The organism is Photobacterium profundum (genome assembly GCF_003026285.1).
In the GTDB taxonomy this organism is placed as follows: Bacteria; Pseudomonadota; Gammaproteobacteria; order Enterobacterales; family Vibrionaceae; genus Photobacterium; species Photobacterium profundum.
Genome location: NZ_PYOD01000002.1, coordinates 808,541 through 833,001, shown reverse-complemented (window position 1 = coordinate 833,001; position 24,461 = coordinate 808,541). Strand labels below are relative to the sequence as shown.

The 24,461-nt window shown below is 42.0% G+C and carries 17 protein-coding genes; 6 read left to right on the top strand and 11 right to left on the bottom strand.

Going from position 1 to position 24,461, the window contains the following annotated elements:
• Positions 1-19: 19 nt before the first annotated feature.
• Positions 20-784, bottom strand: a complete 765-nt coding sequence (gene ddaH / locus C9J48_RS08495; RefSeq protein WP_006228635.1) for a dimethylargininase — start codon at positions 782-784, stop codon at positions 20-22.
• Positions 785-1,067: 283 nt separating this feature from the next.
• Here ddaH and C9J48_RS08490 point away from each other — a divergent pair, with 283 nt between their 5' ends.
• The 5 genes from C9J48_RS08490 to C9J48_RS08470 all read left to right on the top strand — a co-directional run bounded on the left by C9J48_RS08490 (position 1,068) and on the right by C9J48_RS08470 (position 9,306).
• A complete protein-coding gene (locus C9J48_RS08490) occupies positions 1,068-2,498 on the top strand; it encodes a sigma-54 interaction domain-containing protein (RefSeq protein ID WP_107281079.1) in 1,431 nt (476 codons plus the stop codon).
• A 68-nt stretch (positions 2,499-2,566) separates the two neighbouring features.
• Complete coding sequence (locus C9J48_RS08485; protein WP_006228637.1) at positions 2,567-3,448, top strand: LysR family transcriptional regulator; 882 nt, start codon at positions 2,567-2,569, stop codon at positions 3,446-3,448.
• A gap of 98 nt (positions 3,449-3,546) precedes the next feature.
• Positions 3,547-4,743, top strand: coding sequence for an efflux RND transporter periplasmic adaptor subunit (locus tag C9J48_RS08480; RefSeq protein WP_006228638.1), 1,197 nt, complete (start codon positions 3,547-3,549; stop codon positions 4,741-4,743).
• Between the two features lie 11 nt (positions 4,744-4,754).
• Positions 4,755-7,817, top strand: a complete 3,063-nt coding sequence (locus C9J48_RS08475) for an efflux RND transporter permease subunit (RefSeq protein WP_006228639.1) — start codon at positions 4,755-4,757, stop codon at positions 7,815-7,817.
• Positions 7,804-9,306 (top strand): efflux transporter outer membrane subunit, encoded by a 1,503-nt coding sequence (locus C9J48_RS08470; RefSeq protein ID WP_006228640.1) that lies wholly within the window; start codon positions 7,804-7,806, stop codon positions 9,304-9,306. The genes C9J48_RS08475 and C9J48_RS08470 overlap by 14 nt, the downstream gene beginning before the upstream one ends.
• A 117-nt stretch (positions 9,307-9,423) precedes the next feature.
• Here C9J48_RS08470 and C9J48_RS08465 read toward each other — a convergent pair whose 3' ends face one another.
• From C9J48_RS08465 to C9J48_RS08445, 5 genes are all read right to left on the bottom strand, one after another.
• Entirely contained in the window at positions 9,424-10,290 is an 867-nt protein-coding gene (locus C9J48_RS08465) for a phytanoyl-CoA dioxygenase family protein (RefSeq protein ID WP_006228641.1), read from the bottom strand.
• Positions 10,291-10,348: 58 nt separating this feature from the next.
• A complete protein-coding gene (locus tag C9J48_RS08460) occupies positions 10,349-11,032 on the bottom strand; it encodes an acyltransferase (RefSeq protein ID WP_006228642.1) in 684 nt (227 codons plus the stop codon).
• 39 nt (positions 11,033-11,071) lie between these two features.
• On the bottom strand, positions 11,072-12,235 hold the full coding sequence (locus C9J48_RS08455; protein ID WP_006228643.1) for a glycosyltransferase family 4 protein: 1,164 nt from the start codon (positions 12,233-12,235) through the stop codon (positions 11,072-11,074).
• A gap of 164 nt (positions 12,236-12,399) precedes the next feature.
• Positions 12,400-13,329: an LpxL/LpxP family Kdo(2)-lipid IV(A) lauroyl/palmitoleoyl acyltransferase gene (lpxL, locus tag C9J48_RS08450; protein WP_006228644.1), complete on the bottom strand. Its 930-nt coding sequence runs from the start codon at positions 13,327-13,329 to the stop codon at positions 12,400-12,402.
• Between the two features lie 373 nt (positions 13,330-13,702).
• On the bottom strand, positions 13,703-16,615 hold the full coding sequence (locus C9J48_RS08445) for a hypothetical protein (protein ID WP_006228645.1): 2,913 nt from the start codon (positions 16,613-16,615) through the stop codon (positions 13,703-13,705).
• Between the two features lie 164 nt (positions 16,616-16,779).
• On the opposite strand from C9J48_RS08445, the gene C9J48_RS08440 reads away from it, so the two are divergent.
• Positions 16,780-17,070 carry a DUF3303 domain-containing protein gene (locus tag C9J48_RS08440; protein ID WP_006228646.1) on the top strand — a complete coding sequence of 97 codons (291 nt, stop codon included), beginning with the start codon at positions 16,780-16,782 and terminating at the stop codon, positions 17,068-17,070.
• A 208-nt stretch (positions 17,071-17,278) separates the two neighbouring features.
• Here C9J48_RS08440 and C9J48_RS08435 read toward each other — a convergent pair whose 3' ends face one another.
• The 5 genes from C9J48_RS08435 to putA form a co-directional block, all read right to left on the bottom strand.
• Positions 17,279-17,485, bottom strand: a complete 207-nt coding sequence (locus C9J48_RS08435; protein ID WP_006228647.1) for a DUF3283 family protein — start codon at positions 17,483-17,485, stop codon at positions 17,279-17,281.
• 104 nt (positions 17,486-17,589) lie between these two features.
• A complete protein-coding gene (locus tag C9J48_RS08430) occupies positions 17,590-18,357 on the bottom strand; it encodes a hypothetical protein (RefSeq protein WP_006228648.1) in 768 nt (255 codons plus the stop codon).
• Between the two features lie 490 nt (positions 18,358-18,847).
• Positions 18,848-20,344: a sodium/proline symporter PutP gene (gene putP, locus C9J48_RS08425; protein WP_006228649.1), complete on the bottom strand. Its 1,497-nt coding sequence runs from the start codon at positions 20,342-20,344 to the stop codon at positions 18,848-18,850.
• A gap of 162 nt (positions 20,345-20,506) precedes the next feature.
• Positions 20,507-21,202, bottom strand: coding sequence for an aldehyde dehydrogenase family protein (locus C9J48_RS08420; protein ID WP_006228650.1), 696 nt, complete (start codon positions 21,200-21,202; stop codon positions 20,507-20,509).
• Between the two features lie 34 nt (positions 21,203-21,236).
• On the bottom strand, positions 21,237-24,362 hold the full coding sequence (putA, locus tag C9J48_RS08415) for a bifunctional proline dehydrogenase/L-glutamate gamma-semialdehyde dehydrogenase PutA (protein WP_006228651.1): 3,126 nt from the start codon (positions 24,360-24,362) through the stop codon (positions 21,237-21,239).
• Positions 24,363-24,461 lie beyond the last annotated feature (99 nt).

Here is a 24,461-nt window from a genome sequence, read left to right as displayed (position 1 = left end):
CTGCCCTCCTTATCACATCCTAAAACCTTAATGACATACAGCTGACGCCACCATCAACTTTTCGGTACTCTGAAGTATCAACCGTTACCACGTTATACCCCAGGTCACGGATCTTACTCTCAGAGATTGGATAGCCACTTGGCATAATGACGTTGCCGTTTACCCAAATACAGTTAGCTGCATAGCTTTCACTTTCAGGAATTTCGATAATATTAAGGTGTGAGAATTCAGGCTTATTAACAAACTCACCAGCAGCCAGTAAATTGCCATCTTCAAGGTAGGCCAACCCAGTTTTCAGATGTAAAACCTTCTCCATTGTGACTAAGCGACCGGTTAGACCGTATTTCTCAAGTATGGCTACCAATTGGCCAGCCCCATCAGCATTAGTTCGTGCCGACAGACCAATATAAAAGGTATCTCCGACCATCATGACGTCGCCGGCATCAAGCGTACCAGGGGCTTCAATTCGCTCGACGTTATCACCATAGAAACGACGAAGTGCAGGTTCAATTGAATCAATTTCCCCACGACGACTGTCCGCCCCCGGACGGGTTACGATACCGCAGTGCTTGGTACACAACGCAGGATCTTCAACAAAAACAGAATCTGGATAATTTTCGAGGGGAGGAAGTAACAATATTTCAACACCGCACATTCTGAGCGCATCTAAGTAAGCTAGGTGCTGTTTCATCGCCAGCTCGTAGTTTGGTTTACCATCATCTGCAGATGAAATACCATCGATAAGTGCTTTACAAGGGGTACGCGCAATAATGTAATTAAACATAATCATTCCTTTTATTATCCGTTTTTAACGCTAAGTAATTACTTATAAGCGAGAACTATGCCACAATAAAACCAAACACTTAACACATTAAAATTCAATAGGTTACGTGGAGTGGGCACAGAAAAACAATAACTTATGCCATGCCGAAATATCGTCAGTGGTGAAATTTCAGCACCTATGAAAAGGTTATTGATTAATAAGACATTACTGTGAATCACTTCGCGATATTGGCCATAAAATAATGATTTAATATGACGATATATCGTCAGATTGGAACATGGTAATGATAGAGAAAGTCTCAACACCTTTACTGCCTTTTCTTTCCCAAATAATGGCGGTATTCGATCGCATGTCCAGCTCGTACATTATTATCGATGCTACAGAAACAATTATTGCCTATAACGAAATGAGTGCGAAACTTGATGGTGTAGAGGTAGAAAAAGTACTTCATAGAAAATTGCTAGATGCTTTTCCAAGTCTAACAAGAAGCTCAAGTTCAATGATCATGGTACTAAATAGCAATGTGCCAATTTGGAACAAAGCACAAAGCTACCAGACACCTGCAGGTAAGGTGATGACCCTAACCTCGTCAACATTTCCCATAGTTAACCCTGATAACACGATAATGTTTGTCATCGAAGTCGTTCATGACATCAGTAACTTGAGAGAGTTAACCGATCATGTGATCCATTTGACTGAGACCTTAAAAGAAACGCGTTCCCTGCCTAATCAAGATCTACAGATTGTCACGCAAAATAAGCTATTCAAGCGGTTACTCAAAGATGCGAAGTGTTTCGCTCAGACACCGCTCCCTGTCTTGATCGCTGGTGAAACAGGTACAGGGAAAGAATTAGTTGCTCGGTATATTCACCAGAACAGCGCGGCAAAAAATAGTACGATGGTAACGATCAACTGTGGTGCAATCCCGCCAACCTTAATTGAAAGTACCCTATTTGGAACAGTAAAAGGGGCATTTACCGGGGCTGAAAATAAAAAAGGGCTATTAGAATTAGCGAATGGCAGTACGTTGTTTTTAGATGAAATCAACTCAATGCCGATTGAAGTACAAAGCAAACTGCTGCGAGTTGTTCAAGATGGTTACTTTCGACCTTTGGGGGGGAACGATGAAAAAAAAGTCACCATTCGCTATATCGTCGCGATGAATGAACAACCAGAGGTTGCGATCCAACAAAAACAATTACGCTCAGACCTCTTCTATCGTCTCGGTGTTTGTATGGTTGTTCTCCCCTCGCTGCAAAATAGGCTAGATGATATTCCACACTTGGTTGAGTTTTTTATCCGTAAACATAATCCATTGTTAAACACCCACATTAATGGCTATACACCAGACTTCATCCGATCTCTTGAGTCACGGTCATGGCCTGGAAATGTAAGGATGCTAGAAAATGTAGTACTCCGTAGCATGTTAATGTGTTCACAAACCAATGATGATGCACTGAATCAATATCACCTCGACACATTAACACAGCCTTTCACAGCAATAGAGTCCATTACGCATTATCAAGAAAAGTTACCAATAAAAAACAGTGAAATCCCAGAATCACTCACCGAGCACCTTGCGAGCTATGAAAAACAATTATTATCGAATGCAATGGCACGATATAAAAACAACCATAGCGAAGTGGCAAGACAGCTGAAAATACCCAGAACAACGCTACAAAGTAAACTACGGAAATATGGGATAACAGCATGATCTTATTGCTCCGTGAACCAGACTGCTTCAAAATGATTTTTTATCTGTCGTCGCTTTAAGTGAATATCATGCGTATTGATGATCTAAAACTGTTCACAACTGTAGTCCAACTGGGTAGTTTTACAGTTGCTGCAAATGCCATGGATTTACCACGTGCCAATGTGAGTCGCCGAATTGGTGAGCTTGAAAAATCACTCAATGCTCAACTTTTTTTTCGTACCACACGAAAATTGCGCTTAAGTCAGCATGGTGAAGCTTATTATAAAGAAGTCTTAGCTGTTTTAGAGGCTTACCAAAAAGCCAATGACACCTTGCTCAAACTTGATGACCGCCCTGCCGGTAAAGTGAAGCTGGGGTTATTACCTGAAAGTGACGAAGCTATTCAGCATATTCTCTACCAATTCCAAGATATGTATCCTGAAATCGATCTAGACATTCGTTCGACCAACAGCTGCTATACCGATATGTATGAGCAAGGATTAGATCTTGCTATTCATGCAGGTAAACTTCATGACTCTAGCTTTGTTGCCCGTCATATCGCTCAACTCGGCCGAATGCTCTTAGCCAGCCCAAGTTATATCGAGCAATACGGCATGCCCAATACATTGGCTGAACTCACCACTCATCAATGTATTTGTTACCGATGGCCAGATGGCACACTGGAAGATAACTGGGACTTGATTGATGAAGAAGTAAAAGTTACCTCTCGCCTCGCCAGTAATAATATCGGCTTTATACGCCGAGCCATGCTAGATGGACGAGGAATTGGTTTTTTACCCCCACTGCTCGCACTTGCCTCAATGGAAAGTGGGGCTTTGGTTCGCGTTTTACCTCAATATCAATCTCGTGCAGATGATGTGTGGTTATTGTACCCAGATCGTCACGGCATCAGCCACGCCACCCGTTTATTGATTGATTTACTATTACAAGAGCTGCCAAAGAAACTTTAATTGTCATGATTATCGAGACAGTTATTCATGCGTTGGCATGATTATCTATTGCAATGAACCGATTAGACTGGCCCCCATAATGACAGTGGGAGTCAATAATGAAAAATTTATCGCTTATAAAACAAGAAAGTAGATTTAAAAAGAAACTCGCCTTATGCCTAGTAGCACCAATTACAGCGGCTATCTTATCAGGTTGTACTGATGCACCTGCCATGACGGCAGATAAATCCCCTCGCCCTATTCAAGTAATGCAATTAAATGCGCTCGATAGCACCAGTGTTAAACGTTTTTCAGGTGTGCTTGAATCTACTGATTCTGCCAATCTGGCTTTTCGTGTTCCGGGTACCATTACCGAAATATTATTCAATGCGGGTGACACTATTTTGCAAGGTCAGGTTATTGCCCGCCTCGATCCGAATGATTACCAAGTTACCGTATTAGAATTAGACGCCCGTTTAGCAGAAGCAAAAGCAGCCCATAAACTCGCAGCAATAGAACTAAAACGCGTGAAACAAGCAACGGGAGATAACGCCATTGCTGAAGTCAATTTAGATCGTGCAATCAGTGGCTACGAACGCAGTAAAGCCATGGTACAAGTCGTACAGCAAAATCTAAGGAAAGCCCAAGATGCATTGTCTTATACTGAGCTAAAAGCCCCGTTTGATGGTGTAATTGGCCATCGTTTCTTTGACCAATTTGAACAAGCGGCCCCTGGCATTCCAGCTTTTACCTTGCATCAGCCTAACCAATTACAAGCGGTGATTGACGTACCAGAGAATCTAGCTAATCAATTTATTTCGATAAAAAGAGCGCAAATTCAGCAGCGCCAAAGCCAAGGTAATCGCGACCTTCAACAAACAGAACACACTAACCAGCAACAAATAAACGTAAGCTGGTACGGCAGCCAACAATCTATTCCTGCAACCTTAAAAGAAATCAGTACCATTCCTGATCCGATCAAACAAACCTTCACCGTCACCTTTTTGTTAAGCCAGACTGACGATAGCTTATTGGCCGGTAAGGCCATTCAGCTTGATGTGCCTTTTCAGCAAATGAACAACCAATATTGCGTGCCATATTCCTCACTGATATCAAGCAATGATCAACAGTCTGTTTTTCTCGTTAAAGACAATATTGCAGTACAAACGCCCGTATCAGTTAATGCCCTCAATGCAAATAAAGCCTGTATTACAGGCAAACTACAAGCAGGCGACAAAGTAGTGACTGCGGGGGTGCATTTTTTAGAAACTGGTATTCAGGTTGGCAAAACTGAAACAATCAAGATCACCCAATAAGGAACAGAACGATGAATTTAGCGGAATTTGCTATTAAGCAACGCACTTTCGTGGTTTTTTTCTGCGTATTGTGTGTGATTACAGGTATTGGTTCATATTTTAAACTCGGAAAATTAGAAGACCCTTCTTTTACCGTAAAAAGCGCCGTGGTAGTAGCACTCTACCCAGGGGCATCAGCGCAAGAAGTAGAACAACAAGTCACCGATAAAATTGAAACTCGATTACAAGAAATGGGCTCAGTATGGAAACTGCGTTCACTGTCTCGTCCGGGTAGTTCGATGATTTTTATTGATCTGCAAGAAGCAACCAATTCTAAAGATCTGCCACAACAATGGGATTTACTGCGCCGTAAAGTGAATGACGTAAAACTTACCCTGCCAGCCACGGCACAAATCAGTATTGTGCAAGATGAGTTTTCTGAAGTGTATGGCATGTTGTTTTCTGTTTATGGTGACGGTATCGAACCATCAGAATTACGTTTGTACGCCAAAGAGCTTCAACGTCGTTTAAAAACCGTTGAAGGCATAAAGAAAATTGAGCTTCATGGTGTACGCAATCAAGTGGTTAATATTGATTTACCCGACGAGCGTTTAGCTGAATACGGGATTTCAGCCGCGCAAGTCGTCAACCAACTGACCAGCCAAAACATGACATTCGATGCGGGCAGTTACGCAGCAGGCGTTGAGCGTATTCGCATAGATCAAAGTAGCGCATTTAAATCACTCGATGATATTCGTAATTTAATGATTAAAGGCGGTGTGAGTAAATTCAGTACAGGCTTGATCCGCCTTGGTGATATTGCCAATGTTTCTATGGGCTACCAAACCCCAGCATTATCAGAAAGTCGCTTTAATGGTTACGATGCCATCACTCTTGCTGTTAGCCCAGTAAGTGGTATTAACGTTGTGTCTTTGGGCGATTCAATCACCAATATCATTAACGAATATCAACAAACATTACCTTTTGGGGTCGAGATCGGCACCATTGCTTTCCAACCTGATGAAGTCAGTAAATCAATCAATAACTTTGTGACTAACCTAATCGAAAGTGTCGCGATTGTTGTTATTGTTCTACTGATTTTTATGGGCTTTAAAAGCGCAGTCATTGTCGGCTCAAGCTTATTACTAACCATACTCCTCACCTTAATTTACATGTATGTTGCGGGTATCGACTTGCAACGGGTTTCGCTTGGCACATTCATCTTAGCGCTCGGTATGTTGGTTGATAATGCCATCGTCATCGCCGATATGTTTATTGTTAAACTCAATAGAGGTATTGATCGCACTAAAGCAGCAATTGGGTCGGTGAAAGAGGCAGGGGTGCCTTTATTAGGTGCTACCATTATTGCGATTATGGGCTCGAGCCCCGTTCTATTTTCAAAAACAGATTCTGCTGAATTTGCCAGTTCCGTCTTTCTAATTGTCTGCTCATCGCTACTGTTTTCTTGGCTCATTGCCATGACAGTAACGCCGCTTATGTGTTGGTTATGGATTAAACCCAAAAAAGTCAAAGAAGGTGCAGTTTCGGATCCGAAAGCCTCAACTTACTATCGCGCAGTATCTTGGACAGTCACGAATCCGCTAAAAACATTAGCATTATTGATCCCATTATTAGTCGCTACTGGTATTGCTGTGCCCAACGTTGCAATTAACTTTATTCCTAGCTCTGATCGCCCAATGGTATTTCTTGATTACTGGCTACCTAATGGCGCCAAAATAGAGCAAACATCGACAGATATGAAGCGTATAGAACAATGGCTAATCAAACAGCCAGAAGTCACTACTATTTCAGCTTATATCGGTGCTAGTGCACCTCGTTTCTCGGTCACCGTTGAACCAGAACCTTATGATCCAAGCTATGGTCAAATTGTTATTAACACGACAGACTATGAAGCTATCACGGCATTAACTCTTCGAGGTGATGCATGGCTTAAAGCTGAGTTCCCGTATGCAGAACCACGCTTTCGTCCTTTAAAGCTCGCAACCAAAGATAAATACAGTATTGAGGCGCGCTTTATTGGCCCAGACCCAGAGGTATTGCAGCAATTATCAACGCAGGCCCAAGCCATTATGGCGGCTAACCCTCATACGAAATATATCCGCGATGATTGGCGTCAACCTAGCAAAGTCATTGTACCGATCATCAATCAAGAACAAGCCCGTCGTGCAGGTATAAACCGCACCGATATTGCGCTTGCGATGAAACGTGCAACCGATGGCGTCACATTAAGTCAGCTTCATCAAGGGGATGAGCTTATTCCTATCAAGCTGCGAAGTGCCGAAGCCAATATAGGATCGATGGAAACACTGCCCGTTCGTTCGCTTATCGGTATGCACAGCGTACCTTTAGGGCAAGTGGTTGATGGCTTTGAGCTTAAGACAGAGCAGAGCATGATTTGGCGACGTAATCGCTTACCAGCAATCACGGTACAAGCGGATGTCAGCGGTGCCACTGCATCTGATGTGCGTAAGCAACTGGCTCAATCGATTGAATCTATTGCATTGCCTGCTGGCTATCAGTTTGAATGGGGAGGTGAATACTACGATGAACACCGCTCGATCACTGACACCTTAAAGCAAATGCCTAAAGCGATGCTTATTATGGTCATCATTATGGTTGCCTTATTTAATGGCTTTAAACAGCCCGTTATTATCTTAATCACGCTTCCTCTCGCAGCTACTGGCGCAACATGGACCTTGTTATTGTTAGATAAACCCTTTGGGTTTATGGCACTCATTGGCGCTATCACACTATCGGGCATGATTATCAAAAATGGCATCATGTTAATGGATCAAATCGAATTAGAGCGTGCTAATGGCCGTGAACTTGATGAGGCCATTAAAGAAGCAACACTCAACCGAACCATGGCTATTTCAATGGGTGCACTCACCACCGCTCTGGGTATGATTCCATTATTATCTGACCGCTTGTTCGACCAAATGGCCGCCACGATTATCGGAGGCTTAGCTGCAGCAACGGTACTGTCACTGTTTGTAATGCCCGCGTTGTATCGTTTGTTCTATCGCCCGAAAACAAAAGCTCAAGCAGAGGAGAGTCAATATGAAAACGCTTAAGTGGTCTCCGATTGCACTTGTACTTGCATTGACGCTAACGGGGTGTGCTGTAGGGCCTGATTATCAAAAGCCAGAGCATACAATTGATACTGAGTACTTATACCAAGATACAAACGGTACCGTACAAGATGATCAGCAAAAGGTTCAATCTCAACTCTATACTCAACAGAATAATACGCCATGGTGGTATCAGTTTGATGATACTGTTTTGAATCAGTTGGTTGCAGATGTTCAACAACAGAATATTCCCTTAAAAATGGCAGCAGAACGCATTAAAGCGGCGCAGGCTTACCAACACGCCATAGAGTCATTTAAAGTGCCAACCGTTAGTCTAGGTGCTGGCTACAGTACGGCGCAGTTCAGTGATAATGACCCGTTATTAGGTCCGGTGGTTTCGGCTAATAACCCACTGGGAGTGCCATTAATGGATGCTAAACAAAGTGGTTTTTTCGCTGGGGCAACCATTGCTTGGGAAGTGGATTTATTTGGCCGTATCGATAGCCAAGCTCAAGCCGCTTCGATACGAAAAGAACAGGCAATCATTTTCCGTGAAGGCTTAAATACCGCTATCACAGCCGATGTGATTCATAATTACCTGCAAATGCGCGGGGCTCAAGAACGAAAAACAATCGCAATGCAAACCGTGAAAGATCAAAAAAGCACACTGGTATTAGTACAAAAAGTACTCGCGAGTGGGTACGGTTCTGAGTTAGATCTGGCACGCGCGAAAGCCATGTTTGCCGCATCGAAAGCCGTCGTGCCACAACTGGCAACAGCTGAAAATGTGCACCGCCAACGCTTAGCAATTTTGCTCGGTGACACACCGTCACAAATGCACAAGAGGCTCAAAAAAACCTCGGCAAACAAAATGCCTGAAATGTCTGGTTTAATCCCAGTAGGATTACCATCAGACTTACTACAACGCCGCCCTGATTTACGTATTGCAGAGCGTGAAATGGCAGCGATAAATGAGGAATTAGGCGCAGCGATTGCGGCTAAATATCCGAAGTTTTTCTTAACTGGCGCACCTGGTCTTGTGGCAAGTAATTTCGATGACGTATTTAGCAGTGGTTCAACCGCATGGATTGCCAGTGTAGGGGTAAGTTGGAATATTTTTGATGGTGGACGAAGCGATGCTATGGTAGATATTCAAGAAGCCCGTTTTCAAAACAGTGCTCTTACCTATCAATACGCAGTCAACAATGCGATTGGCGAAGTAGAAACCTTACTTCAAGGCTACGGTAATAGTCAGGAGTATCAATCGCTAGTATTAGAATCTAAGCAGCAAACAGATCGTGCAGTATCAAAAGCGGAATCACTTTATGAAGCCGGTTTAGTAGATTATTTGTCAGTATTAGATGCACAGCGTCAGCAGCACTTATTACAAGATCGTGTTGTTACCGCACGCTTACAGACTGCTCAGATCGCGGTAGGGTTGCACAAAGCCCTCGGTGGTAACTGGCAGCTCAATTCCAATATGACACTGTAGATATGAATATGTAGTACGGGCTTTTTAAATGAGGTGTTGTTTGACTCCCACTCTCACAACATTGAATGACCGAAAGTTCGTACTACCCTTTCTATATAGAAAGACAGGCGCTAATATTTAACGACGGCTAAGCCGTGCTTGCACGCGTTGAAACCAATATTGCCCTTCATTGATTCCACGCACTAAACCATTTATTGAATAACGCGCCCAGCGAAAATGCTGAATCTCAATAGGGTGAGTTGATGGCTGCCGACCTATACCAAGAAAGGCTAATTGCTCTGGCGAACATGAGTGTAAATAGCTTGACTCAATTAATAACTGACGAAAACGCCCCCAACGGATAAAGTTTTGTGACAATACAATATCGCTGGAAAAAAAATGAAAAAAGGCGGCATTACGTTTTTTTAAATTTGGAAAACTTTGCTGATGTAATCCTTCAGGATCAAACAAGAACACCGTGCCTGCTTTTCCAGTGATCAGTGTTGATAGCTCATCAACAGTGCCATGATCCCCACCCACATTCCAGTGTGAGCCTGGAATATAAGCAAAAGCCCCCGTATCAACGTCATCAAGGTACAAGCCGAGCTTCAATGACATCGGCTTTTTCTGCTCATAATAGTGATTGCGGCAATACCATTCATCTCGGTGAAGGGGATGAAAATTATCCTTAAAAGGTAAACTTTGCCACCCTTTTGCTTCTTGTAAACAAGCCGATTCACCTAAGTAACGTTTAACTAAAACCTGCACTAAAGAAAGTAAGGCTACATCCACAAAACCTTGTTCAACAGTCAATAATTGATCAAGCATCAATCGGCGCCGATCTGTTTGATGATAACCTTGCCACGCATTAAAACTCGGTTGTTGCAGCTGACATTCAAATGCATTTTTCATTGCACTTAATTGTTCACTTTTTATCAAATCAGGCAGTACAACAACACCTTCATCTTTCAATTGTGAGAACAGATTTTCATGTAATAACGTCATTAAATTACCTATAGCTATTCGATATTCAAAAGCCAATAAAAAGCGTTAATACACGTTATTAGGTATTTAAATAGCGAATAACTTTACCAGGGTTACCGCCAAATAATACATTTTCTGGTACATCTTTCGTCACAATACACCCAGCAGCAATAACAGAACCTTTACCAATATGAACCGGCCGAACAATATGACAATTGGTACATAACCACACATTGTCTTCTATGACTAAATCAGCCATTTTAGGGTTATCACGTTCATTAATACTCACACCATGGCCACTATGGCCACTTATCATTGTTCTACCGGCAATCATCACATTATTACCAATAATGACTTTTGTACCAACGGTAATACCCGTTTGCCAGCCAATATAACAATCATCCCCAATCACTAACTGACACTGTTCATTATCAGGATGTCCATGAATACTCATCGCACCATTAAGACAAGCGTTATTACCGATAGAAATTGAAACCGGGCCAACTATTAATGGCATACCATTTTCAAGTTGCAACCCCTTTGCGTATTGAGTTAATTGCGATTGCAGCATAGGCAGATAGATGAATAAATTCATGCAACGATGAAAAGCGATACCCATCAATTTGTAACATAAATAAACAAGCTTATAGAGTATTGTCAGTGGCGGTAGCTGGCCGTATTTTGCAAATTTCACTATACGATAAAGAAGCTGACTCACTACTGAGTCTTGTTTTTTTATATTCCGTCTGAGTGTATTAATCATATGTCGCTCCTTTATCAAAGATAAACCCTACTCATTACGTTAATTAAGCAATTCAGAATAGAGTGCATGAGTTTGATTTATTTGACGTGTTAAAGAATAGTGTTCATGAACCCATCTGCGCGCTTTAATACCTGTTATTCTTATTAATTCAGGCTGAGATAATAATGTTTTAAGTAATTTTTCAACGGCACCTTTATCATTAAAATCAACATACCAGCTATGATTACTATGTGAATACAACTCACCTAATCCACCTGTAGGCTGGGCGAGAACAGGACGTCCCATCGCCATACTTTCAACAGCTACATAGCCAAATGCTTCTTGCCATTGGGATGGAACAAGCAAAAGGTGTGCACCTGTTAAATCTTGTTCAACATATTCTGATGGACCAAGGTAGGTAATGGATGAAAATTTCTTTGCCGCCTGTTTGACCTCTTCTTGCATTGGGCCATCGCCAATAATACTGATATTGGCCACCTTTGATATTTCAGAATCAGAGAATAAGTACAGTAATTTGCAAACACCTTTTTCTTCAGATAAGTAACCAACAAAAAAACAATTTAACGTAGTAGAAACAGGCGGTAGATCAACATAAGAAAAACGTTGCAAATTAATTCCATTTTCAATTTTAACTACAGAATGACTCGGAATATCATTTATAAGCCAACGATAAATAAACGATGAAACCGCCACTGTACGCCTTAAAAAAAGAATTAATACTCTACGTTTACCCCTCACCAAAGCAGATTGTATTCTTGAACGAAATTTCACGTTAAGAGGCTGCTTTTCTTTGGGTAATGATTGATGCGCAGTCAAAATGATATTCGAACAAAGTAGTCTTGAACACAATAAGTACGAATGCCCTATACCATAAAAATGAAAATGAATCATATTTGCAGGACTTCCTCGCAGCAGAAGCATCAACTGAACCACATTCGATACGCGTTCATATTTATATCCTTTGTTTTCCAATGCATTCCTAGCATCTCTTGTAATATCTGGTGTAACGAGCACAAAGCGATATTCTGTCGTTTCTAACTGATACAAATAATCAAAAAAACTTGTTCCCTTATGCAAAGTAATATCACAAACAAGGTATATCGTTTTCATTTCATACCTCTCACGAACACTCACTAAATTCAAACCTTCCGTTTCGAATAACGCTTTAATTTCAAATAGCGTCCACTGTAAATACACATACATAAAGCATGCCACGTATATAAGGGAACTTTGATATAAGGAAACGTTCTTACAATGAATGAGGCTGTGAGAATATGAAGAAAAACATTCGATGCTAATGAGAAAATCATAAAGCAGGTAGAAAAAACATATAAAAAAGAGGGCTAAAAAGCCCTCTTCTTCATGATTTACTTATATAGTGATGGCTCACCCTCTGGGCGTGTTTTAAAGCGACGATGTAACCACAAGTACTGCTCTGGGGCTTCCATGATGGAGCGCTCAACAGCCTTATTAACATAAGCGGCAGCAGCATCAAGATCTTTATGCGGAAAGGCATCTAATGGTGGGAAAATCTTTAATGTGTATTTTCCTGAATCGCTATTTCTAATCATGGCAAATGGCACAGCCGCACAACCAGATGCATCAACCAATAGGCTTGTACCTGTTGTTGTACAGGCATTTTCAACTGCAAATAGCGGTGCAAATGTCGAACGACGGCGACCATAATCATGATCAGGCGCGTACCAGACTAACTCGCCCTTACGTAAAGCGCGTAGCATGCCTTTTACATCCTTACGATCAATCATGTCTTTGTTCGAGCGCGAGCGACCTTTATATTGAAAATAATCAAAACAAGGGTTGTTATTCGGACGATAAACACCAACTCCTGGGGTGCTTAAACCAAACGCACGGGCACCTAACTCCAAATTCATCGAGTGAATAGCTATCAGTAAAACGCCCTTACCTTCAGCCTGCAGTTTTTTGATATGCTCTATACCTTCAACTTCAACATGCCGTTGAACACGAAGATCTGGCCAAAACCACGCCATTCCGGTTTCGAATAACGCTAAACCTGTATTTTCCTGATTCTTATGAATCAAGGCATCACGCTCTGGTTCAGACATATCAGGAAAACACAGCTCTAGATTGCGCTTAACTGTTTCTCTACGACGGGATGCAAGGCGAAAAGCTAACCAACCTACACCTTGCCCCATACGGAATTGAATAAAATAAGGGAGCCAGCTAATCAGATATAAAATAGATATCATCATTAACGTCGGCCAATAGCGTGGGTGTAAAAAAGCTTTCTTAAACGTAGGGGGGGTAAACTTACTCATAATTTGAAAATAATTCCTTATTCATTGCACATAAAGAACGCTTGGTACTTACAATAAAAAACAGTGTATCATAATTAGACTTAATACATTAAGTCTAAGGTTTATCAAATTGGTAACCACAAAAGAAATATTTAGATCAAGAAATAATGAAGTATAGCCATAAATTTACAGACTGTACGTTCTTGAATAACACTGTATTGTTTGAAAAATATACCCAGCGAGCCATGGCACGACCACCGTATAATATACCGCTTTATAATATCAGTACATTTCTGAATAAATGCTGAAAAATGACTATTCAGTCAGTCGCTTTGTATGATCGTTTTTGGAATATTAGATTGATAGTTCCAACGTTAATTATCTTTTCTTGGGATTACCAAAAACTGCCCGAAATATTGAGATAAAACTGCTCTTTCCCAAGTTCGTCATCAAATCCATGCGCATAACCCAAGGTAACTGGTAACGTTAAGCCATACCCTAACTTAGCTTCAATCGATATTTGTATACCTGCCCCCGTTAACTGCTCAATATTATGACTCTCATTCCACGCAGCACCTGAGTCAATAAACACTGAGCCTGAGATATCACCAATACCAACGGGATACAGCCTCCAGTTTCGCTCTAATCGACCCAACCATGTTTCGACCTCTAGCCGTTGCGTTGCATAGCGATGACCTCGCTGTACCGATTCATCGTAGCCACGTAGTGCTTGCGTATCTCGTCCAAATAAACGCGATTCTTCAAGAAGATCAGTTCCACCTAATCGGAATGACTTCGCGCTATCATCGGCATAACCAAAACTTAATCGCCCAGTTAACGTGGTTCTACCGGGGAAATCCCATGTTCCTAGCCACTGCCCTTGATATTTTTCACCGCTATAATCACCATTAAATAATGCGTTTGTTTCCACAAGAAAATCCGCATAATGTCCCCAGCCAATACCGGGCACATTTAAATATGTTTCGCGGTTATCGAACGTAAACGCAAAGCCGAACAATGATTCATCAGCGGGTCGATATGGCGGAAGGTTAGGCAAGCTAGGTTCTGATACCAGTGATTCTTTTTCCCAAGTAACACCAGCATGTAACGCTAGATCATCTTCCCATGACGTGAAAATGTTATTACGTTGCAATAATATACTGTCATCTTGAGTAATACGCTTGCCTGTAATCTCATTACCTGACGAGGTGTTTTGTATAAACGTTTCAAAATTATGGCTACGTTCATAAGTAAATAACCAACGATTGTCATAACGATAAGCTGCATTAAAATTGGCGACATCATTGTCAAAATCCCAAGTACTTGAAATCCAATAATTGTGGCGGCTTAATGCATCAGAGCCCGAGGTAAGAAACCCAACTTCCGTTGAGTTATCATCAATAAAAAGTAATGGCAGCCATGTTCGTGGACGTAAACTTGACCATGGGCTATAAGATTCAACGGCTGACTTTTCACGGGTATTAACCACAACTGGCGGGTAATCATAACGACCTTGCTGACTGTTCACCGTAAATGTTGTTAATGGCTTAGGCTGCTCAATCACTTTCAAGTGATACCCATCAGTATCATACGCTTGATAGGCTAATCCTAAATAAGGCTGCCACTGTGGCTGAAATGCCCCTCCGATTTCACGCGTCCATTGCATTACTTCACCAGAGTTGGGGGCGATAACAAAAATATTATATACCCCTTCATAATCAGCACTGTATGCAATGCGCCCATCAGGTAAATATACAGGGCTATTTTCAGTTGCCTTTGTATCGGTAAGGGGCTGCCAATCTATGTCTAAAAGATTATCTGTTTGAAGAGCAGTAATAGGCAGACGTTCTAAATTCCACCCTTGATGTGGCCGTTTCATTGACGCAACGACAAAGTCTCCTGTTGGTGATATATCAAAACCACCTAACACATCACCTTGTTCACCGCGCCACACTAAGGATGTATGTGAATTTTGCAAATCGATTAACCACAGTTCGCTTAATCCATTAATTTTTCGACTGGCTAATAGCTGCCTACCATTTAACATCCAGCGTACTTTGCGAAAACGTTGCCTTTCTGTCAGCCTTATCCAGCCATTATCTTGATAGCGAAATAAATCATTAATTTGTCTACCATCAGTATAATTAATAATCCGTGATACAACTAACCCACCAATAGGGTGCAGATCTAACGCTGTAACACCTTTGGTATTAGTGATATTTTGCCATTTATCTTCAGGCTGAACGCTATTATTGAGCCGAGAAATAACCGCACGATCTTCACCATTTTTACGGGTAACTAATAATCCATGATAACCCGGTGTGGTTACTTGTAAATATGGATTAATAGCAATATCACGCCCAGTTACTGCCTGCTGAGCAAGTTCTCTTATTTGTGTGTCATAACGTATTTCAAAATCCTGTTGAAAATCATCCCACAATTGGAAAAAATCTTTACCAAATACAGTTTCAGCCGAACCATTCAATAAAAAATAGGGGAGTAATTTTCGACTATAATCCTGTAAAAAAAGCGCTAGTTTTTCTTCACCATACATTGTCGCAAGGTATTCAATAAAATATGCACCATACAAATATTGCGACCCTAGCGGCCATTCACGCGACGCCACTACAACCTGTTCAAGATCATTAAACTTACCGCTAGCCACTTCCATCCGCATTTGCATGTCATACACACTACCTTGTAATCGACCATAGCCCAGTATTTTATTTGTTTCTAAGTAAACAGCTACCCCTTCAATAAGCATCGAAGGCGTTAAGGCATGAGGAAATAGCAAGCCATTACGACCAAGTACCTTTCGGACTCCTTTTACAGCCCCTGCACCTAGCTCCATATGCATGATGTGCGCGTATTCATGACGAATAAGCATGTGTAACCAATCATCATTCGCCTCAAGACCATTAACATCTTCTGGGGGGCTTATGAATAAACGGATTTGTGCAAAAGGAAGCGGCGTTGCCCAGCCATTAGAAAAATCAAAATCATCGACTAATACAATTTCGGTACGTTTTTCTGGAGCATAAATAAAAAATGGCAGCAGCTCGCTGTGAACACGTTCTGCAATGTCTAATGATTTAGCAGCTTGTGATTGATGCCCGTCACGAAAGTGAATGGTAAAATGTTCAGATTGCTGGCTTAACCATGTTTGATTTTGGCGATCCCAAGAAACGGGTTGTGCTGCCATGGCACTAGGAAGAATTAAGCCGACACAAAGCAATATGCCGACTAATAGACAAATATGTATACCTATATAAACGGTTCTTTTGAGAGTATTTCCCTTTACACTCATCAAGGTTCCTTATTCAATTAACACCATAAATCGCCAAGACATAAACATCATTACATTGAATAATATAGCCTAGTTTTTGATGCCGCTATTTCCCTGTTTTGGTAAAAAATACAGATTAAATCACCGTCTATACTTAATACCTCTGCTTCTATGAGGTATTAACGATGACTTTTTTAATCACATGGCAGATCCATCAGGGTAAACTTCACCCGATATTAGCTCACTTCTCTCAACTTTCCGACGAACAAGATAAAGCGATGATGGGGGATGAGATTAAAATGATTGGGCGATGGCATGATTTAGTCAGTGGCACAGGAGCCGCAATCTGTGAATCTGATAGCGCAGCAGCTATATCAGCGTATGCGCTGAAATGGAATAATGATATGGATATCTCAGTGCAAGTAGTAGTGGATGACACAGTGGCTAAAAAACTGGGAGAAAGCTTATTGTTATAAAGTTCAGCTTAATCGCCTTTATCTGAATAAAGGTAAAGATTTGCTTTACCTAAGCGCCGCAAAGTGTGTAATACCATTCTGGATAAGTAAATGGTCAGATACTTGTCTAGATTGGTATAAGTACTAACTGATGCCTTTCGTTGTCGGTGATCACTCTACAGTTCAAGCACGAAAGGCACGATTCATAATATACCGCCATCAATCACGGCTATTTTACACCCATTTGCACCTTGTATTTACTGACTGCACGTTCAAATAAATCACGGTCATCATCGTCTGAAATATTATTACTCAACTCTGCAAATGCTTCATAACCCGCTTTGGCATTTTTCACTTTCCACACGGTATAAGCAGCCTGCTTATCTAATTCGATGCGATTTCTCTCTGTTTGGGATAGAAGTGATAGGTTTTGCATAATTGATCTCGACAGCATTACGATTGATGACCGATCTTATAAGATTTTAGCTGTAATACCAATCTAATCATTTCATTCCAAGCCCCCTAGGATCTTTGCCTATGCTAAAAGCCAAGTACAATTTTAAGAATAACAAAGAAAGCCACAACCACAGCCATCATCAACATTACGCTCACCACGGGGCTAATGGTTGATGCGCAAGGGTTGGTAATAACATCGGCAAGCTTTGGCTCATCATCGGTGCGATCTATCGGTGCTGTAACTAAATCAGCAACATGATGGTGGGCAGTCTCGATCGCTTCTTCACTTGAATCGATTACCTGCGCGCTGAACCAGTGTTCGGTATCGACCAGTTGTTCACTCACGACAGGCAACGACTTCATCAATGTGCCGCATCGACGGTCAATAACCGCTACCATGATCTGGCTGTCTTTTTCACCCAACACCCAACACGGAAAATAATCACCATCCAATTTCACTTTACTTGGATACGGGTAATCAGCCTGACTCACCGCTTGTAGTAACTCCCCTTGTTCTGAAAATATGGACTGTAACCCTTGTAAGCCGTGCTCTAACCAATGGCTCATATTATTGCGATAAACAGACTGACGTAGTGGTGCAACACGCGAAAATCCACGTGCAATATAATCAATAAATACCTCTGAAATTGGTTGTTTATCTGGCCACATATCTGGGGTATTGGCTGGCGTTAGATCAAGGCGGTGATAAACCGCTCCGTTAGTCGCAACCAACTTAATTTGATCACGACGGGTTTCTGAACATTCGACACACCATGTACTATTTGTAAGCTCTGCTAATACGACAGGGTACACACGTTCAACGGTCGCCAAATAGTGCTGATAATTTGTCATAGTACCCTCTCTTAATACGCTGAAAATGAAATAAAACCCAAAGCTAATCAGCTTTAGTTCCTGTTTATCATAATAATCTTCTTGTTCATGAACTTTGACTTACCTCCTACCTTGATGATTTTTTAGACTGTTTTACCCACTCTGCCTTGTCTTGCTAGCCGCGACAAAATATTGACGTTCAAATTCACATCTGTATTGAACCCATATACAGAATGAAGTACGATTTAATGGTCAGTATCAAAAGCAGCTAAAACAGTTCATAAAACAGAGGTGGTCGATGTGTAATAAAAATATAATTAGAATAAAACGGACATGGTTTCAACGCTGGTTGTACACCTCTATTTTCAAATGCGAATGTGGCAAAATCACGAAAATAAAAAACTAAGCTCGTTAAGTTTAGTTCGAACACTCTACTAGGGTATATCCATCAGACAAAAAAAATGCCAGTCATCAGACTGGCATTTTATTTTCAATTAACACTGATTAAGCATTAATCAAACTCTACAAGGTTCTTCTCGTATTGTTCGAATTGCTTTTGAATTTTCTCTGATGGCTCACCCGTTGTCAGGCTCACAACCACTACCGACAATGTCGCTAAAATAAAGCCAGGTACGATTTCATAGATATCGAAGATGCCGCCTGTAATCTGCTTCCAGATAACAACTGTTAATGCACCAACAATAATACCGACTAGCGCACCATTACGGTTCATACGCTTCCAGTAAAGACTAAGTAACAATACAGGACCAAATGCCGCACCAAACCCAGCCCACGCATAAGAGACTAAACCAAGTACCGAACTATCAGGGTTCATTGCTAGTACCAGTGCAACAATAGAAAGCCCGATAACAGCAACACGACCGACCATGACGATTTCTTCTGTTGGAGCTGCAGGACGGAATACTTGCTTATAGAAATCTTCCGCTAATGCAGAAGATGACACTAATAGCTGTGAATCAGCAGTACTCATGATAGCCGCAAGAATCGCGGCTAATAGAATACCCGCAACCACAGGGTGGAAGATTGAGTTCACAAGTAACATGAAGATCTTCTCACCATCAGCTAGATCGCCAGCCAACTGGTTATCAACATAAAGAATACCAACCAAGCCGACAAGTACCGCACCAGTCATTGATAATGCAGTCCAGATAACCGCAATACGGCGTGCTGTTGTAATATCAGCATTACTACGTGTTGCTTTAAAACGTGCAAGAATGTGTGGCTGACCAAAGTAGCCTAAACCCCACGCTGCAAGAGAAATAATCGCAATGGCAGATAACGGTTGGCCTTTCACATCGTTGAACAGAGTCATTAGTTCTGGGTTTTTCAGCTCTAGCGCTGCCGTAAGATCACCGACGCCACCACTCATTGCTGCAATCGGCACGATAAGCAATGCAGCAGACATCAATAAACCTTGTACAAGGTCTGTCCATGATACAGCTAAGAAACCACCAAATAAGGTGTACGACACAACACAAACAGTACCGACAATAACAGCAATGCTGTAATCAAGACCGAATACTGTTTCAAATAATTTACCGCCTGCAACTAAACCTGAACTGGTGTAGAAAAGGAAAAACAGCAAAATAAAGAATGCTGAAATAGTTTGGATCAGTTTAGATTTATCATCAAAACGGCGTGCTAAAAACTCAGGAAGTGTTAGCGAGTTATCAGCAGTAATACTGTAAGTACGAAGGCGCTTCGCACAAATCAACCAGTTCAGCCATGTACCCAGTAACAAGCCACCAGCTAGCCAAAGTGATTCGATACCAGCAGCATAAGCATAACCAGGTAGACCCAGTAGTAACCAACCACTCATATCAGAAGCACCTGCCGATAACGCAGCCGGCCATGGACCTAACGAACGACCACCTAAGAAATAATCAGATGAATTAGATGTACGCTTATAGGCTATATAGCCAATTGCCATCATAGCTATTAGATAAACGATAAACGTTCCTGTAATAGCAAAGCTGTTTTCAATCATTGTCGAGTTCCCTCACTTATTTAAATACCCATTCATTGCGGGTATTTTATTTACTGAATATTCTATTCAGCATGTTTACTTGGTTAACCGGCCTATCACTATTTCCTTCAGTCACACGACATAATTGAGGGAAATAACCATAAGCCAGCCAACCACTAAAAATTAATGTTCGCCACTGCCCAGTTCAAGCAGTGTTGCATTACCTCCTACAGCGGTAATATTAATGGTGCGTGTTCTTTCCGTCACAAAACGCAAGATGTACGTTGGGCTACCAATCACAGGTAACAACTCACAATCTGTTTCTGTTACTAACTGTGCTAATAAACCATCACGCGCAGCTAACTGGCGAGCCATCGCTTGTGACGTTGATAACTTACCCGCATAAACCACACCCGCGATTGCAGTATGGCTTGATAAATCTGCAAGTTGATCACTATCAACAGCAACGATAACACCTTGCGGACAGCCTGCTTTTTCAAGCTGTGTTACCAGTTCTTTTCCTGATAATGCACTGTCAGCTGGCAAACATATAAACAGGGTATTACCTGTCACTAATACCGCTGTAATTTGCCCGACAATTGCCGTAACAGTTGCCTCAATATCAGCCGTTACCACAAATGCACCACGACCTGCACTGTACAGTTCGTTGGTTTCACCTGTTGGCCCTGGCATTAATAGTGTTTCCCCCACATGCTCTAACGCATTGCGGCATTGAAACTCCACCATCGATTTCGCATTGGCTTCTAGCTGGCTAGCCCACTGCGTTAAAATGGCAGTACGCTCGCTGTAACCTAAGCCATTCCAGCTTTCCCAGGTTGATAGGTTGCTATCCACCATGGTTTGAATATTTGTAGTCATAACTTCTTCCTTCTCAATTCAGACACAGCTGCTATTACGCACTCAGTACACCTTTAGTGAAGCGATACAGATAATGTGGACCACCCGCTTTTGGACCAGTACCCGATAGGCCTTGTCCGCCAAACGGCTGAACACCCACCACAGCACCAACCTGATCGCGGTTGATGTAGCAGTTACCCACCCGAGCGCGTTGCTCGATACGACAATAAGTTCGCTCGTTACGGCTGTGAACACCCAGCGTTAGACCAAACCCTGTCTGATTAATCTGATCGACAACCTGATCGATTTCATTCGCTTTAAAACGAACGATGTGAAGAATTGGGCCGAAGTTTTCATTTTTCAAAATATCAATACTGCTAATTTCAAATGCTGTTGGTGCAACAAAATCACCCAACTTACATTCATCACTCAGCTGAGCTTGAGCTACCAGTTTCGATTGATTCTTTAACGACTCTATGTGAGTTAGCAGCTTTTCTTTTGCTGCGGTATCAATAACAGGACCAACATCAGTACTGTGTAACTCAGGGCGCCCGACAGATAGCTCAGCCATCGCACCTTTGATAAGAGTAATTATGCGATCAGCAATATCGGCTTGAACAAATAACACACGTAACGCAGAACAACGTTGCCCAGCAGAAGCAAAAGCAGAACGCACCACATCACGCACTACTTGCTCTGGTAACGCAGTACTATCAACGATCATCGCATTCTGCCCGCCAGTTTCTGCAATAAACGGAACGGCTTCACAATCACGTGCGACTAAAGAACGGTTAATACGTTGGGCGGTTTCTGTTGAACCGGTAAACGCCACGCCAGCAATACGTACATCTGTTGTAAGCGTTGCACCCACTTCAGCGCCTGTACCTGGTAATAATTGAATCGCGCCAGCAGGAATACCCGCTTCAAGCATTAATTCAATCGCACGGTAAGCAATCAACGAAGTTTGTTCAGCAGGTTTGGCAACAACAGTATTACCAGCAGCCAATGCCGCTGATACTTGCCCTAAGAAAATCGCTAGAGGGAAGTTCCATGGGCTAATACATGCAAATACACCACGACCTTGATAAGTCAGCTGTTTGGTTAAACCATCAAAGCTTTTAATTGATTTTGCACTGGCTAATTCAGTCGACGCCTGCTCACCATAGAAGCGACAGAAATCCACGGCTTCACGAATTTCATCAATGCTGTCTTGAATTGTTTTGCCTGCTTCACGATGACAAAGGGCAACCAGCTCACCAGTGTGAAGCTCAAGTAAATTAGCTAAACGTTGTAAGCACTCCCCGCGCTCAGAAGCAGCCACTTGTGACCATGCTGGATATGCTTCACTTGCAACATCAATGGCTTGAGCAACTTGGCTTGCACTAGAAAATGCGACTTGCCCTACACTTTCCGTACGATTATAAGGGGCAGTAATTGCGTGTTGTTCGCCATCAAGCGTAACGCCATTAACGATAGGGCCAGCCTGCCATTGATGCTGACTAAATGCCTGAATAGCAGCATTGAACGGTGTCCACTCTGATTCAATATCAATATTAATGCTGGCAGAGTTTTTACGGCTCTCACCAAAGATCTGTGGTGGCAGTGGAATAAGGCTGTTATTTAACGAAGGGCGAGAGCGCAAGGTATCTACCGGATGCTCTGTTAATGATTCAATCGGGCAATCGGCATCAACCAAACGGTGAACAAACGAGCTATTAGCACCGTTCTCAAGTAAGCGGCGCACAAGGTACGGCAGCAAATCTTTATGGCTACCAACAGGCGCATAAATACGTACATTCGCTTGATACATGTCCATTGCATGATTATAAAGTGCATCGCCCATGCCATGCAGACGTTGGAATTCAAAATCACGGTGATCAGTCATTGCCACAATAGCAGAGATTGTATGAGCGTTATGGCTAGCAAACTGCGGATAAATCACCCCACGCAAATGCTCAGACAATAAGAAACGAGCGCACGCAAGATATGCGCTATCTGTTGACTCTTTACGGGTAAAGACTGGGTAGTCACTAAAACCACTTTGCTGAGAAAGCTTTAATTCACTGTCCCAATACGCGCCTTTCACCAAGCGTAAAGGAATAATATCGCCTTGCTCTTTGCTTAATGCTGCTAACCATGCCAGTACAGGCAATGCACGCTTAGAGTAAGACTGAACAACGATACCAAATCGGCCCCAGCCTTTAACTGCATCTGAACGGTAGAGCTTTGCAAATAACTTTAATGACAACTCAAGACGATCGGCTTCTTCAGCATCAATCGTAATACCTACATTCAATTCACGCGCACGTGAAAGTAATGTAAGCACTGATTCATACATTTCATCTAATACACGGGCTTCATTCGCTACATCGTAACGAGGGTGTAAAGCAGATAGCTTTATAGACACCGTTGGATCTGGCGATTTTTTATTACTGCCTTTTTGGCTTGCATACCCATCACGACCAACAGATTCAATCGCCATGATGTAATCTTTAAAATACTTTTGAGCATCTTGTGCCGTTAATGCAGCTTCGCCCAACATATCAAATGAATAAGTGAAACCTTTATCACGGTTACTCTTACCATTTTTCATTGCTTCTGAAATCGTACGCCCCAGTACAAACTGGTGACCCATAATCTTCATCGCCTGATTCATTGCTTGACGAATCACAGGCTCAGACATTTTATTAACTAAGCGATTAATCACATGAGATGGCTTACCGTCTTCTTTGGCATCCATTGTGACTACTTTCCCCGTCAGCATCAGGCCCCAAGTCGAGGCATTGACAAACAGAGAATCAGAATTTTTAAGGTGGGATTTCCAATCAGCAACACTGAGTTTGTCGCGAATAAGAGCATCAGCCGTTGCGGCATCAGGAATACGCATCAAAGCTTCAGCTAAGCACATCAGTAAAATACCTTCTTTAGTATCTAGACTGTATTCCAATAATAGTGCATCAATCATTTGAACCGCATTTTCATCGGCACGCACGCGCTTAATAAGCTCAGCAGCTTTATCTGTTGTGTGTTTACGTTCTACATCTGACGGCTCAGCCAAAGGCAATAGCTGTTCTAGCCATAACGACTCATCAACAGAATAGAGCGGCGAAATCAGTGTCCAGATTTCGTTTAACGGACGCTCAATAAAGGATGGCTGAAGTACATCTGCCGCATTGAACATAATCATTCCCTCAATAATGAATCCTGAAGTTTATCTATATCGTCAGGATAAATGTTACACCAGTGTTACTATTGAGGGGATTCTATTTTCCACAGCTCG